A 14,410-nucleotide genomic window follows, 5' to 3' on the forward strand; every position below is an offset into this window, starting at 1 on the left:
TACTCGGTAAGACGGAGGCAATGGCGGCCTTGCTGAAAAGCACAGACATCGCCTGCTTCATGTCGGCGGGCTTCACCTCGAAGAACAGATCATCCGAAGCGTCCGCCGGAGAGGCCGGACGAAACCCGCCAAAAGCGGTTTTTCTTGACGCGCCCTTTTGAATATGGCCTAAGCGCAGCCATCAGGATAATCGGCCGATTATGCGGGCAGACGCCTTCCTCCAGCCGATTTCCGATAGATATCTGCATTCTCCAGGCCGGACGTCGCTTTCATTGAAAAGCCGCTCGGCATTCATTGACGGGCACATAAAATGACAGCTTCCGGCGTCCGCGTCCGCATCGCTCCCTCGCCGACCGGCGAGCCGCATGTCGGCACCGCTTACATCGCTCTCTTCAACTATCTCTTTGCCAAGAAGCACGGCGGCGAGTTCATCCTGCGCATCGAGGATACCGATGCGACGCGCTCGACCCCTGAATTCGAAACGAAAGTGCTGGATGCGCTGAAGTGGTGCGGGCTGGAATGGAAGGAAGGCCCCGATATCGGCGGCCCCTACGGCCCCTATCGCCAGTCCGACCGCAAGGACATGTACCAGCCCTACGCGCAGGAATTGCTGGACAAGGGCCATGCCTTCCGCTGTTTCTGCACGCCTGAGCGTCTGGAGCAGATGCGCGAGACCCAGCGCGCCGCCGGCAAGCAGCCGAAATATGACGGTCTCTGCCTGAGCCTCACAGCTGAAGAAGTCACGGCCAAGATGACATCAGGCGAAAGCTCCGTCATCCGCATGAAGATTCCGACCGACGGCTCCTGCGATTTCACCGATGGCGTCTATGGCGACGTGTCGATCCCGTGGGATTCCGTCGATATGCAGGTGCTCATCAAGGGCGACGGCATGCCGACCTATCATATGGCAAACGTCATCGACGACCATCTGATGAGGATCACCCATGTCGCGCGTGGCGAGGAATGGCTCGCCTCCGTGCCGAAGCATATCCTGCTTTATCGGTATTTTGGCTGGGACCAGCCGGTGTTCATGCATTTGTCGTTGATGCGCAACGCCGACAAGTCGAAGCTGTCGAAGCGCAAGAACCCGACTTCGATCTCCTACTATTCCGCGCTCGGCTATATCCCGGAAGCGTTGATGAATTTCCTCGGCCTGTTCTTCATCCAGATCTCCGAGGGCGAAGAACTGCTGACCATGGACGAGCTCTCCGAAAAGTTCGACCCGGACAACCTGTCCAAGGCCGGCGCGATCTTCGATATCCAGAAGCTCGACTGGCTGAACGGCCGCTGGATCCGCGAGAAGCTGTCGGAAGAGGATTTCCGCGACCGCGTGCTGACCTGGGCGATGGAAAACGATCGCCTTATGGCTGGCCTGCGCCTGTCGCAGACGCGCATTTCCAAGCTCGGCGAACTGCCGGATCTTGCAGGCTTCTTGCTGAAGTCCGATCTCGGCCTGCAGCCGTCCGACTTCGCGAAGATCAAGTCGCCGCCGGAAGAGATCCTCGAGATCCTCAATACCGTCCAGCCGGATCTCGAAAAGATCCTGGAGTGGAACGTCGAGACGATCGAAGCCGAATTGCGTGCCGTCGCCGATCGCATGGGCAAGAAGCTGAAGGTCGTGGTAGCCCCTCTCTTCGTTGCCGTTTCCGGCTCGTCGCGCTCGCTGCCGCTCTTCGATTCCATGGCGATCCTCGGCCGTTCGGTCGTGCGCCAGCGCCTGAAGCTCGCCTCGCAGGCCGTCGCCGCCCTCGTCGGCTCGAAGTAAGAACAGTCAGAGGATTTCGACATGGCTGACAACAAGACCGAAAGCACCCTTTCCTCCGACGCAACGGAAGTGCGCGCCCAGAAGCTGAAGCTGCTGCGCGAGCAGATCGGCGACGTCTATCCGGCACATTTCCACCGGACGATGACCAATGCCGAATTGGCTGCGAAATACGAGGGCCTGGAACCCGACGTCGAGACACAGGATATCGTGACGGTCGCCGGCCGCGTCTACTCGTCGCGCAACTCCGGCATGTTCATGGACATCCACGATGCCGGCGGCAAGATCCAGATTTTCAGCCACAAGGATACGACCTCGGAAGAGGCCCGCGCGCTTCTGCCGATGATCGACATCGGCGACATTATCGGCGTCACCGGCATCGTGCGCCGCACCAAGCGCGGCGAACTGACGATCAACGCTCAGAAGATCGAGATGCTGACGAAGTCACTGCTGCCGATGCCCGAAAAGTGGCACGGCCTCTCCGACATCGAGCTGCGCTACCGCAAGCGCCACCTTGACATCATGACCAACGAGGAATCGAAGCTGCGCTTCCAGCAGCGTTCGAAGATCCTCTCCGGTATCCGCCGTTTCATGGAAGACGACGGCTTCATGGAAGTCGAAACGCCGATGCTGCACTCGGTCTACGGCGGCGCCACCGCCGAGCCCTTCAAGACGCATCACAACACGCTGAAGCTCGACATGTACCTGCGCATCGCGCCGGAACTGTTCCTGAAGCGCACGCTGGTTTCGGGCCTCACCGACAAGGTGTTCGAGATCAACCGTAACTTCCGCAACGAAGGCGTCTCCACCCGGCACAATCCGGAATTCACCATGATGGAGTGCTACTGGGCCTATGCCGATTACGAGGACATTATGGACCTCGTCGAGCGGCTGTTCGAGAGCTTAGCGCTCTCGATCCACGGCACGACGGAATTCCCCTTCGGCGACAAGACGCTGTCCTTCAAGGGACCGTTCAAGCGTGTTCCGATGCCTGATGCCGTCAAGGAAGTCACCGGCATCGATTTCCTGGCGATGAAGACCGACGAGGAAGCCCGCGCCGCCGCCAAGGCTGCCGGATTCGAGGTCGAGAAGGACTGGACCTGGGGCGAATGCCTGGCCTTCATCTTCGAAGAGAAGGTCGAGCAGACGCTGATCCAGCCCTCCCACGTCACGCATTTCCCGAAGGACATCTCTCCTTTCGCCAAGGAAGTCCCCGGCGAGCCGCGCCTCGTCGAACGCTTCGAAACCTATTGCAACGCCTGGGAACTCGGCAACGCCTTCTCCGAACTCAACGATCCGGAAGAGCAGCGCCGCCGCATGGTAGAGCAGCTCGAGCAGGCCCATGCCCGCGGCGAGAAGGCAAAACAGCTCGACGAGGAATTCCTCGATGCGATCGACCAGGGCATGCCGCCCGCCGGCGGCCTCGGCATCGGCGTCGACCGCCTGATTATGCTGCTCACCAATGCGCCGTCGATCCGCGACGTCATCCTCTTCCCGGCCCGCCGCAGCAAAGCGGACTGAGACTCGAATTTCCTGGACATGAAAGAGGGAGCGGCCGAAAGGACGCTCCCTCTGTTTATGGTGATTGATGAAATACCGTGCCGATCGTCCATGAGACCGTGGTTTGATCGATCACTTCGTGCACGGGCGAATCCGCCAACTCGCGCATGAGTCGACTGGCGGAATCCGATGCCTGCCTGGCGGTGTCCCAGATCACCATATCGGTAATGGTACCATCCTCGTGTTCAACCATAATCCTTGAACGGAAGCCCGGCTGCCGGCGCAGCCAGGGTTCGACATCAGCATTGGCTGCCAGAAAATCCTGAGCGACGAGCCCATCCTTCAAACGAAAAGAGGTTATTTCGATTGCATGTGCCATATTGCCAGTCTCAGCTCAGATCATATATCCGCCCGCGACCTCGATCGTCTGTGCGTTGATCCACGCGCCATCGTCGGATGCAAGCATGGCGATGACGCGGCCGACATCTTCCGGCTCGCCGATACGACCAAGCGCGGTCTGCGAGGCAAGCAGTGCTGCAAATTCCGGATTCTTGTCCAGCGCCGCGTCGGCAAGATTGGTGCGGATGGGACCGGGCGAAATGGCGTTGGCGCGAATCCCGCGGCCGCCGAACTCCTTCGCCTGATAGCGCGTCAGCGTCTCAAGTCCGGACTTGAGAGCCGCATAAGGCGCAACGCCAGCCGTTGCGACGCGAACGGAAGCGCTCGTCACGTTCAGGATCACGCCTCCGTCCGCCATCTGCGGCAAGAGCGCCTGCGTCAGGAAGAACGGTCCCTTCAAATGAACATTCATGAGGGCGTCGAACTGCTCCTTGGTAACCGTCTCCATGAGATTGAACATGCCGAAACCGGCATTATTGACGAGGCAATCGAAATCGCTGCGCCCCCAATAGGTGGAAAGCAGTCGTTTGACCTCTTCCACGAAGGCGGGGAAGCTGTCGGCATCGCCGACATCGAGAGCGAGAGCCACGGCCTGCCCGCCCTCCGCCTTGATCTCGGCCACCACCTCATCTGCGCCCGGCTTGTAGCTGTTATAGGTGAGGACAACGCCCATGCCACGTCTGGCGCATTCCCGCGCCGCTGACTGGCCGATGCCACGGCTTCCGCCGGTGATGATTGCAATCTTCATCTCTGTCTCCTTTGCTTCGATGGTCGGAAGCTATGGGAAACGGCCGGCAGACACGCCGCCGGAAACTGCCTCGTTCTTGCCTATTCCTGCTTTTGTCTTGCGCGTGATCACGTGCTGGTCCAGGATTTTGGTATGGAAACAATGCTCCGCGAATTGCGCCGCTTGACGGCCCATGCCGAAAACCGGCCTACGCAGACCGGCATACCAGGGATCGTGATGGTCAAGGGAGAAATCCCCCAACACAAGCTTAGCGCTGTCTATGAACCGATGATCAATCTGATCCTCGATGGCAGCAAGACGCTGACAATCGCCGGCCGCGACTATTATTATGATCCCGCCAGCTATTTTGTGATTACGGTCGATATGCCGGCGACCGGCATGGTGCGGCAGAGCGGCCCCGACAGGCCCTATATCGGCGTCAGCCTTTCGCTTGATCCGGCACGTGTCGCGGCCCTCCTCCTGGATATTCCACAGCAATCCTATCTGGCGGGGCAGAACGGTGGCTACTCCGTTTGCCGCATGACTCCGGAACTTCTGAACGCATGGCTGCGAATGCTGCAACTGATGGAGCGCCCGCAGGATATTCCTGCCCTCGCCCCAGCCTATGAGCGCGAGATCCTCTATCGCGTGCTGCAAGGACCGCAGGGCTGGATGCTGCGCGATATCGCAGCACCCGACAGTGCCCTGTCGCAGGTAAGGCTTGCCGTCCGTTGGGTTCGTGAACACTACGCTGAAGCGGTCGAGGTCGAAAAACTTGCCACCCTCGCCTCCATGAGCGTCTCGGCCTTTCACCGTCATTTCAAGGCTGTGACGGCGATGAGCCCGATCCAGTACCAGAAGCGTATCCGTCTCCTGCAGGCCCGCCAGTTGCTGATTGCCCAATCCGGAAACGCATCCTCGGTCGCCTATGCCGTGGGCTATGAGAGCGCTTCGCAATTCACCCGAGAATATGCGCGCCTCTTCGGCCAGCCGCCTGGGCGCGATATATCCTCGATAAGGGAAAACATCAGGCCGGCAGCCTAATCGTTGTCGGACCTAGTGGCCGCTCTTGACAGGCGCTTCCTCTGCAGGAGCAGCCTCCGCTGGGGTGGCTGCATCCTTGGCCGCTTGTTCTTCAGCGGACGGCTCCTCGGGTTCCTTGGCCGGCGCCCCACCTGCTGCCTTGCCTTCTCCCTTGGTGGAAGCGACGGCAACCGGATCGATGCAATCGGCAGGATCCTTGAGGCTGGCGTTCAGCGCCGCAATCTGATCCTCTGGCAGGTCGATGCGCTCTCCATAGAAGAGCCCCCGCTCGCTGGCCTTGCCGTCATAGTAGCGGGCCGTATAGGGCTTGTCGTTCAGTCCTTCGACGATTTTGTCGGGATGCGCGATATAGACCACGTCAGCGCCGATCGCCCGACCGCGAATATCCGAGCGCAGTGTCGGACCATTTTCATCGAGCACCACGACCTGTACGAGGTCGGGCTTTTGAGCCGCATACACGGCCTGCGCGACACGCAACGCCGTCTTGATGCGCGTCATGCCGTCTACGGGTTCGGTTTTGATGTATTTGCGGACCCAGACGTGGTCCTGCTTCTTGATCGTCACGAGATTGACGTCGGTGCAGGCAACGCCATCGGCTGATTCCCCGTCGCCCAGCAGCCTGTCTTTACCGACATAGACTGCAGCACCGCCGGAAACGCCCGCCAACAGGGCGCTGCCACCGATGATCAAAGCCAATTTCCGGGAAGGCCGGAACATGCGCAGTAAGGCCTTCACGCCAACTGCTCCGCCATCTAAAAACTCCAACGCAATACAAGTGGCTGTGAAACTAAGGGAAATGACGTTTCGGAATCTTTAAGTGACCCGGCAGACTTTGTCCCGAACTGGCAAAATACCAAAAAAGGTCCAGCCGCCAATGCGCTTGCCAGACCGCTGAAACGCATGCTCTAAAATGCCATGGCCTTCACGCTTCGCCAGATCCAGTACTTCATCGCCGTTGCCGAACAGGGTTCGGTCACGCGTGCCGCGCAGAACCTGTCGATCTCCCAATCCTCGATAACGGAGGCGCTGAAGGAACTCGAAAACGACCTTGGCGTCGTGCTGTTCGAGCGTCACCCACGCGGGCTCTCGATCACCCACAACGGCCATCAGTTCCTGCGGCACGCCACGAAAATCCTGGCAACGGTTTCGGATGCCCGCACCAGCTTCTCCGGCCAGCGGAACATACCCTCCGGCACGCTCAATATAGGCGTCACCTCGCTCGTCGCGGGCTATGTGCTCTCGGATCTGCTGGCCCGCTATCGCCGCGCCTGCCCAGGCGTGGAGGTCAGCGCCATCGAGGACAACGGCAGTTACCTCGAGCATTTGCTGGTCGGCGGCGAGCTGGATGTCGCTGTCATGGTGATTTCAAATCTGCGTGATCGCATGGCGCTGCAGGCCGAAATCCTTGAAACCTCTCCCTACCGCCTCTGGCTGCCGATGGGTCATCCGCTGGTTTCAGCCGATATCATCTCCGTTGCCGATATCGCCCGCGAGCCTTTGATCATGCTGACGGTGGATGAAATCGAGGAGAATACAGGCAAGCTGCTGACCGCGCTCGGCGCCCGCCCGCACGTCGCCTTCCGTACCCGTTCGGTGGAAGCGGTGCGCAGCCTGGTCGCGACAGGTGCGGGCGTAGCGCTCTTGCCCGATCTCGTCTATCGTCCGTGGTCGCTTGAAGGCGACCGCATCGAAAGCCGCGACGTTTCCGGTTCTCTGCCTGTCGTGCAGGTCGGCATGGTCTGGCGCAAGGGCTCCAGCCTGCCGCAAGCGGCACGCGATTTCGTTGCCATCGCAGAGAACATGCGATCGGGAAGATCTCGTTAGATATCGGAATTTCCGATATAGCCTTTCTGATAAATGAATTTGCGAAACCGGCCGTTCCGCGTCACCTTTTCTTCCGGGAACAAAACGCCGCAAAAGCGGCACCGAACCGGGAGACAGACGATGAAGCATCTTCTTAAATCGTGCACTGCTGCGCTCGCGAGTCTGAGCTTCGCGACGCAGGTCATTGCCGCCGAACCGCTGAAGGAATTGGGCAAGGGCGAAGGCGCCGTCAGCATCGTTGCCTGGGCCGGCTATATTGAGCGCGGAGAAACCGACAAGAATTACGACTGGGTCACCGACTTCGAGAAGGAAACCGGCTGCAAGGTCTCCGTGAAAACCGCCGCCACCTCGGATGAAATGGTGGCGCTGATGAACGAAGGCGGCTTCGACCTCGTCACTGCCTCGGGCGACGCTTCTCTGCGTCTTGTCGCAGGAAAACGCGTTCAGCCAATCAATACCGACCTTATCCCGAGCTACAAGACTGTCGACGAGCGTCTGCAGAATGCGCCTTGGAATACAGTCAACGGCGTCCATTACGGCGTACCCTATCTCTGGGGGCCGAATGTGCTGATGTACAATACCGATGCCTTCAAAGATAAGGCTCCAACGAGCTGGAACATCGTCTTTGAAGAACAGAACCTGCCTGATGGTAAGTCCAATAAGGGCCGTGTGCAGGCCTATGACGGTCCGATCTATATCGCCGACGCGGCTCTGTATCTGATGGCGCACAAACCCGACCTAGGTATCAAGGACCCTTACGAGCTCAACGAGGACCAGTACAAGGCTGCCCTCGACTTGCTGCGCGGCCAGCGCAAGATCGTCTCGCGCTATTGGCACGATGCGATGATCCAGGTCGACGACTTCAAGAACGAAGGTGTCGTCGCCTCCGGCTCCTGGCCGTTCCAGGTCAACCTGCTGCAGGCAGACAAACAGAAGATCGCCTCCACCTTCCCTGAGGAGGGCGTGACCGGCTGGGCTGATACTACCATGTTGCATGCCGACAGCGAACACCCGAACTGCGCCTATATGTGGATGGAGCACTCACTGAAGGCGAAAGTGCAGGGTGATGCTGCCGCCTGGTTCGGCGCCGTGCCATCTGTTCCGGCTGCCTGCAAGGGCAATGAACTGCTGACCGACGCCGGTTGCAGCACCAACGGCTATGATCACTTTGACAAGATCAAGTTCTGGAAGACGCCGGTCGCCAAATGCGCAACCGAAAGCGAATGCGTGCCTTATCATCGCTGGGTGTCCGACTATATCGGCGTGATTGGCGGGCGGTGACGCCAGGCCGGTTCGCGTACAAAGTCCCTCCCCAACCCCTCCTCATCAAGAGGGGCAGAGTGGTGCCGCCGCATTCCTGTCGAAACGCCTGATGGTTTAAGCGTGGGCGCGGCAGATTAAGCCCCTCCCCCTGTGGGGAGGGGTTTAGGCGGGGTCTTTTTGAAGATCAAAGCCTCTCTCAGATATTACAGATCCGGAGCCTCCATGACGTCAGCCGTCCGTTTCTTAAAGGTCTCTCGCCATTTCGGCGCCGTGCGAGCCGTCGACGGCGTCGATCTCGAGATCGCGCCGGGCGAATTCTTCGCCATGCTTGGCCCATCGGGCTCCGGCAAGACCACCAGCCTGCGGCTGATTGCAGGCTTCGAACAGCCGACATCGGGACATATCGAAATCTTCGGCGAAACAGCCGAAGGCGTCCCGCCCTATCGCCGCAACGTCAACACCGTCTTTCAGGATTACGCGCTGTTCCCGCATCTCGATATCCTCGACAACGTCGCCTACGGGCTGATGGTCAAGGGCATGGGCAAGGCGGAGCGGGTCAAAGAGGCCGAAAAGGCGCTGGAACTGGTGAAGCTCCCGGGTTACGGCAGCCGCCGTCCAGGCCAGCTTTCCGGCGGCCAGCGGCAGCGCGTGGCGCTCGCCCGTGCCCTCGTCAACAAGCCCCGAGTGCTCCTGCTCGACGAACCGCTCGGCGCTTTGGATCTGAAGCTGCGCGAGCAGATGCAGGAAGAGCTGAAGAGCCTGCAGCGCGCCCTCGGCATCACTTTCATCTTCGTCACCCACGATCAAGGGGAAGCCCTCTCCATGGCGGACCGTGTGGCTGTCTTCGACAATGGCGGCATCGTCCAGCAGGGGACGCCGCAGGATATCTACCGCCGCCCGAAGACCCGCTTCGTCGCCGATTTCGTCGGCTCGTCCAATGTCATTTCCCCTGACGTGATGACGGCCCTCGGCGGCGAGAAGCGTTGGGCGAGCCTGCGTCCCGAGGCAATCCGCCTTTCCGGCGAGGGCATTGAAGCGAAGGTCGAAAGTGCCAGCTTTCTGGGCGCCGCAACTCGCCTCACCGTAGACATCACCGGATCGCGCCTGCATGTCATGCTGCCAGCCGGCAGCGATATACCCGATATTGGCACCGCCATCCGCCTCACCTGGCAGCAGGGTGACCTACACTACATGGATGATGCGGCATGACGGCGCTGGCGATCACCAAGCCGGAAGCCTCGATCCTGCCGCAGCGCGGCGGTTTCTTCGGCCGCCTGTCGGATAGCTTATGGCGTCACCCCAAATTACTTCTGTTCCTGATGCTGACGCCGCCGCTGCTCTGGCTCGGCATCATCTATATCGGCTCGCTGATCGCGCTGCTGTTACAGAGCTTCTTCTCGATCGACGATTTCTCCGGGATGGTGAACTACGAATTCACCTTGGATACCTATGCGCAGCTTTTAAACCCCGGCAATTTTGACATCATCGTCAGAACCATCCTGATGGCGGCACTGGTGACGGTGGCATCCGCCCTGGTCGCCTTCCCGATCGCCTATTATGCGGCACGCTATGCGCAGGGAAAATGGAAGGCGCTGTTCTATCTCGGCGTCATGCTGCCGCTCTGGTCGAGCTATCTTGTCAAGATCTATGCCTGGAAGCTGATCCTCGCAAAGGAAGGCATCCTAACCTGGCTCTTCGACAAGCTCTATCTCTCCTGGCTGCTCGATGGTGTCCTCGCTTTGCCCGTGGTCGGCGGCAATTCGCTTTCCGTTAGCTATCTCGGTACCTTCATTGTCTTCGTCTATATCTGGCTGCCTTACATGATCCTGCCGACGCAGGCGGCACTCGAGCGCGTGCCCGGCAACCTGATAGAGGCTTCCGCCGATCTGGGCGCCACGCCGCACCAGACATTCCGCACCGTGCTTTTCCCGCTGGCGCTGCCAGGCATCGTCGCCGGCTCCATCTTCACTTTCTCGCTGACCTTGGGCGACTACATTATTCCGCAGATCATCGGCTCATCCCGCCTTTTCATCGGCCAGGCGGTCTATACCCAGCAGGGAACGGCCGGCAACGTGCCCCTCGCCGCCGCATTCTCCGTCGTGCCGATCGTCATCATGGCGATCTATCTCTGGCTCGCCAAACGCATGGGGGCTTTCGATGCGCTCTGATAGCGGACAGAAATCACCCCTTATTCTGAAGAGCGCGGCCGCTTGCGGCCTGCTCTTCCTGCATCTGCCGATCCTGTTGATCTTCGTCTATGCCTTCACAACCGAGGAGAAGAGCTATCAGTGGCCGCCGCCCGGCCTGACGCTGCAATGGTTCGGCATCGCCTGGAACCGCCCGGATGTCTGGTCGGCACTCGGCCTCTCCGTGCAGGTCGCCTGCATTGCGACGGCAATCGCGCTGGTCCTCGGCACGCTCTGCGCAGCCGCCGTCTGCCAGACGAAATTCTTCGGCCGCGAGGCGATTTCGCTGCTTGTCATCCTGCCGATCGCGCTGCCGGGCATCATCACCGGCATTGCACTGCGCTCCGCCTTCAGCCTGTTCGACATTCCCTTCTCGGTCTGGACGATCGTGCTCGGCCACGCCACTTTCTGCGTCGTTGTCGTCTACAACAATGCCGTCGCCCGCTTCCGCCGCACGTCGGGCTCGCTGATCGAAGCCTCGATGGATCTCGGCGCTGACGGCTTCCAGACCTTCCGGCATGTGATCCTGCCGAACATCGGCACGGCGCTTCTGGCCGGCGGCATGCTGGCTTTCGCCCTGTCCTTCGACGAAGTCATCGTCACCACCTTCACCGGTGGCCAACAATCCACCCTGCCGATCTGGATGCTCGAAGAGTTGATCCGCCCGCGCCAGCGCCCCGTCACCAACGTGGTCGCCATGGTGGTCGTGCTCGTCACCTTCCTGCCGATCCTGGCAGCCTATTATCTCACACGCGACGGCGACCAGATCGCCGGTGCCGGTAAATAATCCGGAGCAAGATACGGAAAGCGTCAAACGCTTTCCTGTCCTATCCCGCTCCACCAACGCAGAGGGAGAATGTCCATGGACACGCAAATGCTGATCGGCTCGCGTTTCGAGACCGGCACTGAAACGGAAGAACACATCCTGAACCCGAAGACCGGCGAGACGGTGCTGAACCTCCCCGAAGCTTCGCTCGGTCAGATCGATGCCGCCGTGGATGCTGCTGAAAAGGCTTTCGTTGCCTGGGCACAGACGACGCCATCCGAACGCTCCGCCTATCTCCTGAAAATTGCCGATGCCATCGAAAGGGACGCACAGGGTTTTGCCACGCTCGAAGCGTTGAATTGCGGCAAGCCGATCAATGCCGTACTGAACGACGAAATCCCTGCCATCGTCGACTGCTACCGCTTCTTTGCCGGCGCGGTGCGCAATCTGCACGGGCCTGTAGCCGGTGAATATCTCCCCGGCCACACTTCGATGATCCGCCGCGATCCGATCGGCGTCGTCGGCTCGATCGCGCCGTGGAATTACCCTTTGATGATGATGGCCTGGAAGCTGGCGCCTGCGATCGCAGGCGGCAACACGGTCGTCTTCAAGCCATCGGAACAGACACCGCTGACGGCACTGAAAATGGCAAAGCTCCTCTCCGAAATCCTTCCCGAGGGCGTGGTCAATCTCATCCTCGGCCGTGGCGAGAGCGTCGGCAATGCACTGATCAACCATCCGAAAGTCAACATGGTGTCGATTACGGGCGATATCGCGACCGGCAAGAAAGTGCTGCAGGCGGCTGCAAAGACCGTCAAGCGCACCCATCTGGAGCTTGGCGGCAAGGCGCCCGTCATCGTGTTCGACGATGCCGACATCGATGCCGTCGTCGCCGGTATCCGCACCTTCGGCTACTACAATGCCGGTCAGGACTGCACCGCCGCCTGCCGCATCTACGCCGACGCCAAGGTTTACGAGAATTTCGTCGCCGACCTGACCTCCGCCGTCTCCAGCATCCGTTTCAATCATGCCGACGACACTGAGAATGAGATCGGCCCCTTGATTTCCAAGCGGCAGCGCGACAGGGTCGAAAGCTTCGTCACTCGCGCCTCCGAACATAAGCACATGGAAATCACCACCGGCGGCAAGGTCTCCGGCGACAAGGGCTTCTTCTTCACGCCCACCGTCGTCGCGGGTGCCACACAGGAAGACGAGATCGTTCGTCGCGAAGTCTTCGGCCCCGTCGTCTCCGTCACCCGCTTTACCGATGTCGAGGATGCAGTAACCTGGGCGAATGACAGCGATTACGGTCTCGCCTCCTCTGTATGGACCAAGGATATCGGCCGCGGCATGAAAACAGCTGCGCGCCTTCAGTACGGTTGCACCTGGATCAACACGCATTTCATGCTGGTCAACGAGATGCCGCATGGCGGCCTGAAGCAATCCGGCTACGGCAAGGACCTGTCAAACTATGCCTTGGAAGACTATACCGCTGTCCGACATGTGATGATCAATCACGGATAGTTGAACCATACCGACTTGATCTTTCCGAAAAGTCACTGCCGCCATCAGTGACTTTTATCACCTTGTCATAATACAACTGAAAACACTGTTTCTTGAACGTTGAATTGCCGTTCATCCTATTCGGCAGCTCGCGATAATTGTGGTTCCTCGTCGGATAAAGAGATCAATCGGCATTACTTATGGCGACGCGCATCAATATTTCCGAGCTCGAAAAAGCCCTGGATGGCCTACTGGAATCCGCACTTGTCGCTGAGAGCTGGGAGCGCACGCTGGAGCAGATCAGCCGGGCCACCGGTTCCACCGGCACGCATATCATGCCGGTGCGCGGGAAATTCCCCTCCGGCTTCCTGAGCACGCCGAATTTGCAGGAGGCTTTCCACGTCTATTTCGACGAAGAATGGTACAAGCGCGACTTCCGCGAACGCGGCCTGGCGGTCGCAATGACCAAGGGTATCGTCATCGAGCACGACATCGCCGGCGAGGAGGAATTCAACCACCAGATCTTCTATACGGACTTCCTGGCCCGTTTCGGCTTCCGTTACTCCGCAATGGTGGGCTTCACCTCCGGTGATACGATGCTGAGCCTCAACCTGCAGCGGCGCATTCAAGACCAGCCGTTCGATCGCGATGACGAGCGCCTGCTCGTGAGGATGCAGTCGAGACTGACCGCCGCAGCCGAGATCATTCGCGCCCTGCATGTCGCCAAGATAGACAGCATGAGCGAGGCATTCGAGCTTGCCGGCACTGCCGTGGTCTTCTTCGATCGTTTTGGCCACGTCACCCGGCTGAACCAGCGGGCGGAGATGCTGCTCGATGGCGATATCCGGCTTCTCGATCAGGAACTCGTTGCTCTCAGTCAGGAGGAGACGGGGCTCCTGCGGCGCCATCTGCAGGCAGTCCTTTCAAAGGAGCCTTTCACCAATCCGGCCGTCTCCACGCCGGTACTGTTTTCCCGCCCTGGAAAGGCTCCCCTGATAATCCGTGCCCAGCGCCTGAACGGAGTACCGGCCGAACTCTTTTCGCACTCCGCCGCCGTCGCCATCATCACGGATCTCTCCGAACGGGCGGCCCCGAGCCGCGATCTGCTGCGCCGGCTCTTTTCGCTCACTCCTCAGGAAACGACGGTAGCGCGCCTGCTGATGGATGGTTCGTCGCCACGCCAGATCGCGGAGATCTCGGGTTTGACCTATGAGACGACGCGCGGCTACGTGAAGAAGGTTCTTGCCAAGACCGGCACACAACGCCAATCCCAGCTCATCTCGCTGCTGTCGAGCCTGAAGATCTAGGCCTGATGGCAAGCCAATGACACTTTCCCCGAAATGGATCGGCGCGCCCCGGAAGCCATCGCGAGCCGGAGACACCTTCAGGAACGGCATTTCAGCGATTTGGAACAAAATCCGAGTTGATGCGTCTTC

The 14,410-nt window shown here is 59.8% G+C and carries 13 protein-coding genes; 10 read left to right on the forward strand and 3 right to left on the reverse strand.

Going from position 1 to position 14,410, the window contains the following annotated elements; all coding sequences use genetic code 11:
- The first annotated feature begins 310 nt into the window (after positions 1 to 310).
- Together gltX and lysS are read left to right on the forward strand one after the other, a co-directional pair.
- Positions 311 to 1,765, forward strand: coding sequence for a glutamate--tRNA ligase (gltX, locus tag JNB85_RS16530; protein ID WP_220335412.1), 1,455 nt, complete (start codon positions 311 to 313; stop codon positions 1,763 to 1,765).
- 21 nt (positions 1,766 to 1,786) lie between these two features.
- On the forward strand, positions 1,787 to 3,283 hold the full coding sequence (gene lysS, locus JNB85_RS16535) for a lysine--tRNA ligase (RefSeq protein ID WP_220335413.1): 1,497 nt from the start codon (positions 1,787 to 1,789) through the stop codon (positions 3,281 to 3,283).
- A 55-nt stretch (positions 3,284 to 3,338) separates the two neighbouring features.
- Here the strand turns inward: lysS and JNB85_RS16540 are convergent, their stop codons facing one another.
- Together JNB85_RS16540 and JNB85_RS16545 are read right to left on the reverse strand one after the other, a co-directional pair.
- A complete protein-coding gene (locus tag JNB85_RS16540) occupies positions 3,339 to 3,641 on the reverse strand; it encodes a hypothetical protein (protein ID WP_220335414.1) in 303 nt (100 codons plus the stop codon).
- Between the two features lie 15 nt (positions 3,642 to 3,656).
- Positions 3,657 to 4,409 (reverse strand): SDR family NAD(P)-dependent oxidoreductase, encoded by a 753-nt coding sequence (locus tag JNB85_RS16545; RefSeq protein ID WP_220335415.1) that lies wholly within the window; start codon positions 4,407 to 4,409, stop codon positions 3,657 to 3,659.
- A gap of 132 nt (positions 4,410 to 4,541) precedes the next feature.
- On the opposite strand from JNB85_RS16545, the gene JNB85_RS16550 reads away from it, so the two are divergent.
- Positions 4,542 to 5,432 (forward strand): AraC family transcriptional regulator, encoded by an 891-nt coding sequence (locus JNB85_RS16550; protein WP_220335416.1) that lies wholly within the window; start codon positions 4,542 to 4,544, stop codon positions 5,430 to 5,432.
- A gap of 12 nt (positions 5,433 to 5,444) precedes the next feature.
- Here the strand turns inward: JNB85_RS16550 and JNB85_RS16555 are convergent, their stop codons facing one another.
- The gene (locus tag JNB85_RS16555) at positions 5,445 to 6,167 is read right to left on the reverse strand and encodes a hypothetical protein (RefSeq protein WP_220335417.1); all 723 of its coding nucleotides are present in this window, start codon (positions 6,165 to 6,167) and stop codon (positions 5,445 to 5,447) included.
- A gap of 180 nt (positions 6,168 to 6,347) precedes the next feature.
- Between JNB85_RS16555 and JNB85_RS16560 the strand changes: the two genes are divergently transcribed.
- From JNB85_RS16560 to JNB85_RS16590, 7 genes are all read left to right on the forward strand, one after another.
- Complete coding sequence (locus JNB85_RS16560; protein ID WP_220335418.1) at positions 6,348 to 7,256, forward strand: LysR family transcriptional regulator; 909 nt, start codon at positions 6,348 to 6,350, stop codon at positions 7,254 to 7,256.
- A gap of 120 nt (positions 7,257 to 7,376) precedes the next feature.
- Positions 7,377 to 8,537 (forward strand): ABC transporter substrate-binding protein, encoded by a 1,161-nt coding sequence (locus JNB85_RS16565; RefSeq protein WP_220335419.1) that lies wholly within the window; start codon positions 7,377 to 7,379, stop codon positions 8,535 to 8,537.
- Positions 8,538 to 8,741: 204 nt separating this feature from the next.
- The gene (locus JNB85_RS16570) at positions 8,742 to 9,728 is read left to right on the forward strand and encodes an ABC transporter ATP-binding protein (RefSeq protein WP_220335420.1); all 987 of its coding nucleotides are present in this window, start codon (positions 8,742 to 8,744) and stop codon (positions 9,726 to 9,728) included.
- Positions 9,725 to 10,687 carry an ABC transporter permease gene (locus JNB85_RS16575; RefSeq protein WP_220335421.1) on the forward strand — a complete coding sequence of 321 codons (963 nt, stop codon included), beginning with the start codon at positions 9,725 to 9,727 and terminating at the stop codon, positions 10,685 to 10,687. Before JNB85_RS16570 ends, JNB85_RS16575 begins: the two co-directional genes overlap by 4 nt.
- Positions 10,677 to 11,492 (forward strand): ABC transporter permease, encoded by an 816-nt coding sequence (locus JNB85_RS16580; protein WP_220335422.1) that lies wholly within the window; start codon positions 10,677 to 10,679, stop codon positions 11,490 to 11,492. The genes JNB85_RS16575 and JNB85_RS16580 overlap by 11 nt, the downstream gene beginning before the upstream one ends.
- Positions 11,493 to 11,567: 75 nt before the next feature.
- Complete coding sequence (locus JNB85_RS16585; protein WP_220335423.1) at positions 11,568 to 12,995, forward strand: gamma-aminobutyraldehyde dehydrogenase; 1,428 nt, start codon at positions 11,568 to 11,570, stop codon at positions 12,993 to 12,995.
- 179 nt (positions 12,996 to 13,174) lie between these two features.
- Entirely contained in the window at positions 13,175 to 14,281 is a 1,107-nt protein-coding gene (locus JNB85_RS16590) for a helix-turn-helix transcriptional regulator (protein ID WP_220335424.1), read from the forward strand.
- Positions 14,282 to 14,410: the final 129 nt, after the last annotated feature.

The organism is Rhizobium mesosinicum, from assembly GCF_019511345.1.
Classification (GTDB): domain Bacteria; phylum Pseudomonadota; class Alphaproteobacteria; order Rhizobiales; family Rhizobiaceae; genus Rhizobium; species Rhizobium mesosinicum.

Excerpts from the sequence above, each read along its gene's own strand:
- lysS (WP_220335413.1), top strand. The coding sequence starts at position 1,787 with ATGGCTGACAACAAGACCGAAAGCACCCTTTCCTCCGACGCAACGGAA.
- JNB85_RS16570 (WP_220335420.1), top strand. The coding sequence starts at position 8,742 with ATGACGTCAGCCGTCCGTTTCTTAAAGGTCTCTCGCCATTTCGGCGCC.
- JNB85_RS16585 (WP_220335423.1), top strand. The coding sequence starts at position 11,568 with ATGGACACGCAAATGCTGATCGGCTCGCGTTTCGAGACCGGCACTGAA.
- JNB85_RS16550 (WP_220335416.1), top strand. The coding sequence starts at position 4,542 with ATGGAAACAATGCTCCGCGAATTGCGCCGCTTGACGGCCCATGCCGAA.
- JNB85_RS16540 (WP_220335414.1), bottom strand. The coding sequence starts at position 3,641 with ATGGCACATGCAATCGAAATAACCTCTTTTCGTTTGAAGGATGGGCTC.
- JNB85_RS16575 (WP_220335421.1), top strand. The coding sequence starts at position 9,725 with ATGACGGCGCTGGCGATCACCAAGCCGGAAGCCTCGATCCTGCCGCAG.
- gltX (WP_220335412.1), top strand. The coding sequence starts at position 311 with ATGACAGCTTCCGGCGTCCGCGTCCGCATCGCTCCCTCGCCGACCGGC.
- JNB85_RS16565 (WP_220335419.1), top strand. The coding sequence starts at position 7,377 with ATGAAGCATCTTCTTAAATCGTGCACTGCTGCGCTCGCGAGTCTGAGC.
- JNB85_RS16560 (WP_220335418.1), top strand. The coding sequence starts at position 6,348 with ATGGCCTTCACGCTTCGCCAGATCCAGTACTTCATCGCCGTTGCCGAA.
- JNB85_RS16590 (WP_220335424.1), top strand. The coding sequence starts at position 13,175 with ATGGCGACGCGCATCAATATTTCCGAGCTCGAAAAAGCCCTGGATGGC.
- JNB85_RS16580 (WP_220335422.1), top strand. The coding sequence starts at position 10,677 with ATGCGCTCTGATAGCGGACAGAAATCACCCCTTATTCTGAAGAGCGCG.
- JNB85_RS16545 (WP_220335415.1), bottom strand. The coding sequence starts at position 4,409 with ATGAAGATTGCAATCATCACCGGCGGAAGCCGTGGCATCGGCCAGTCA.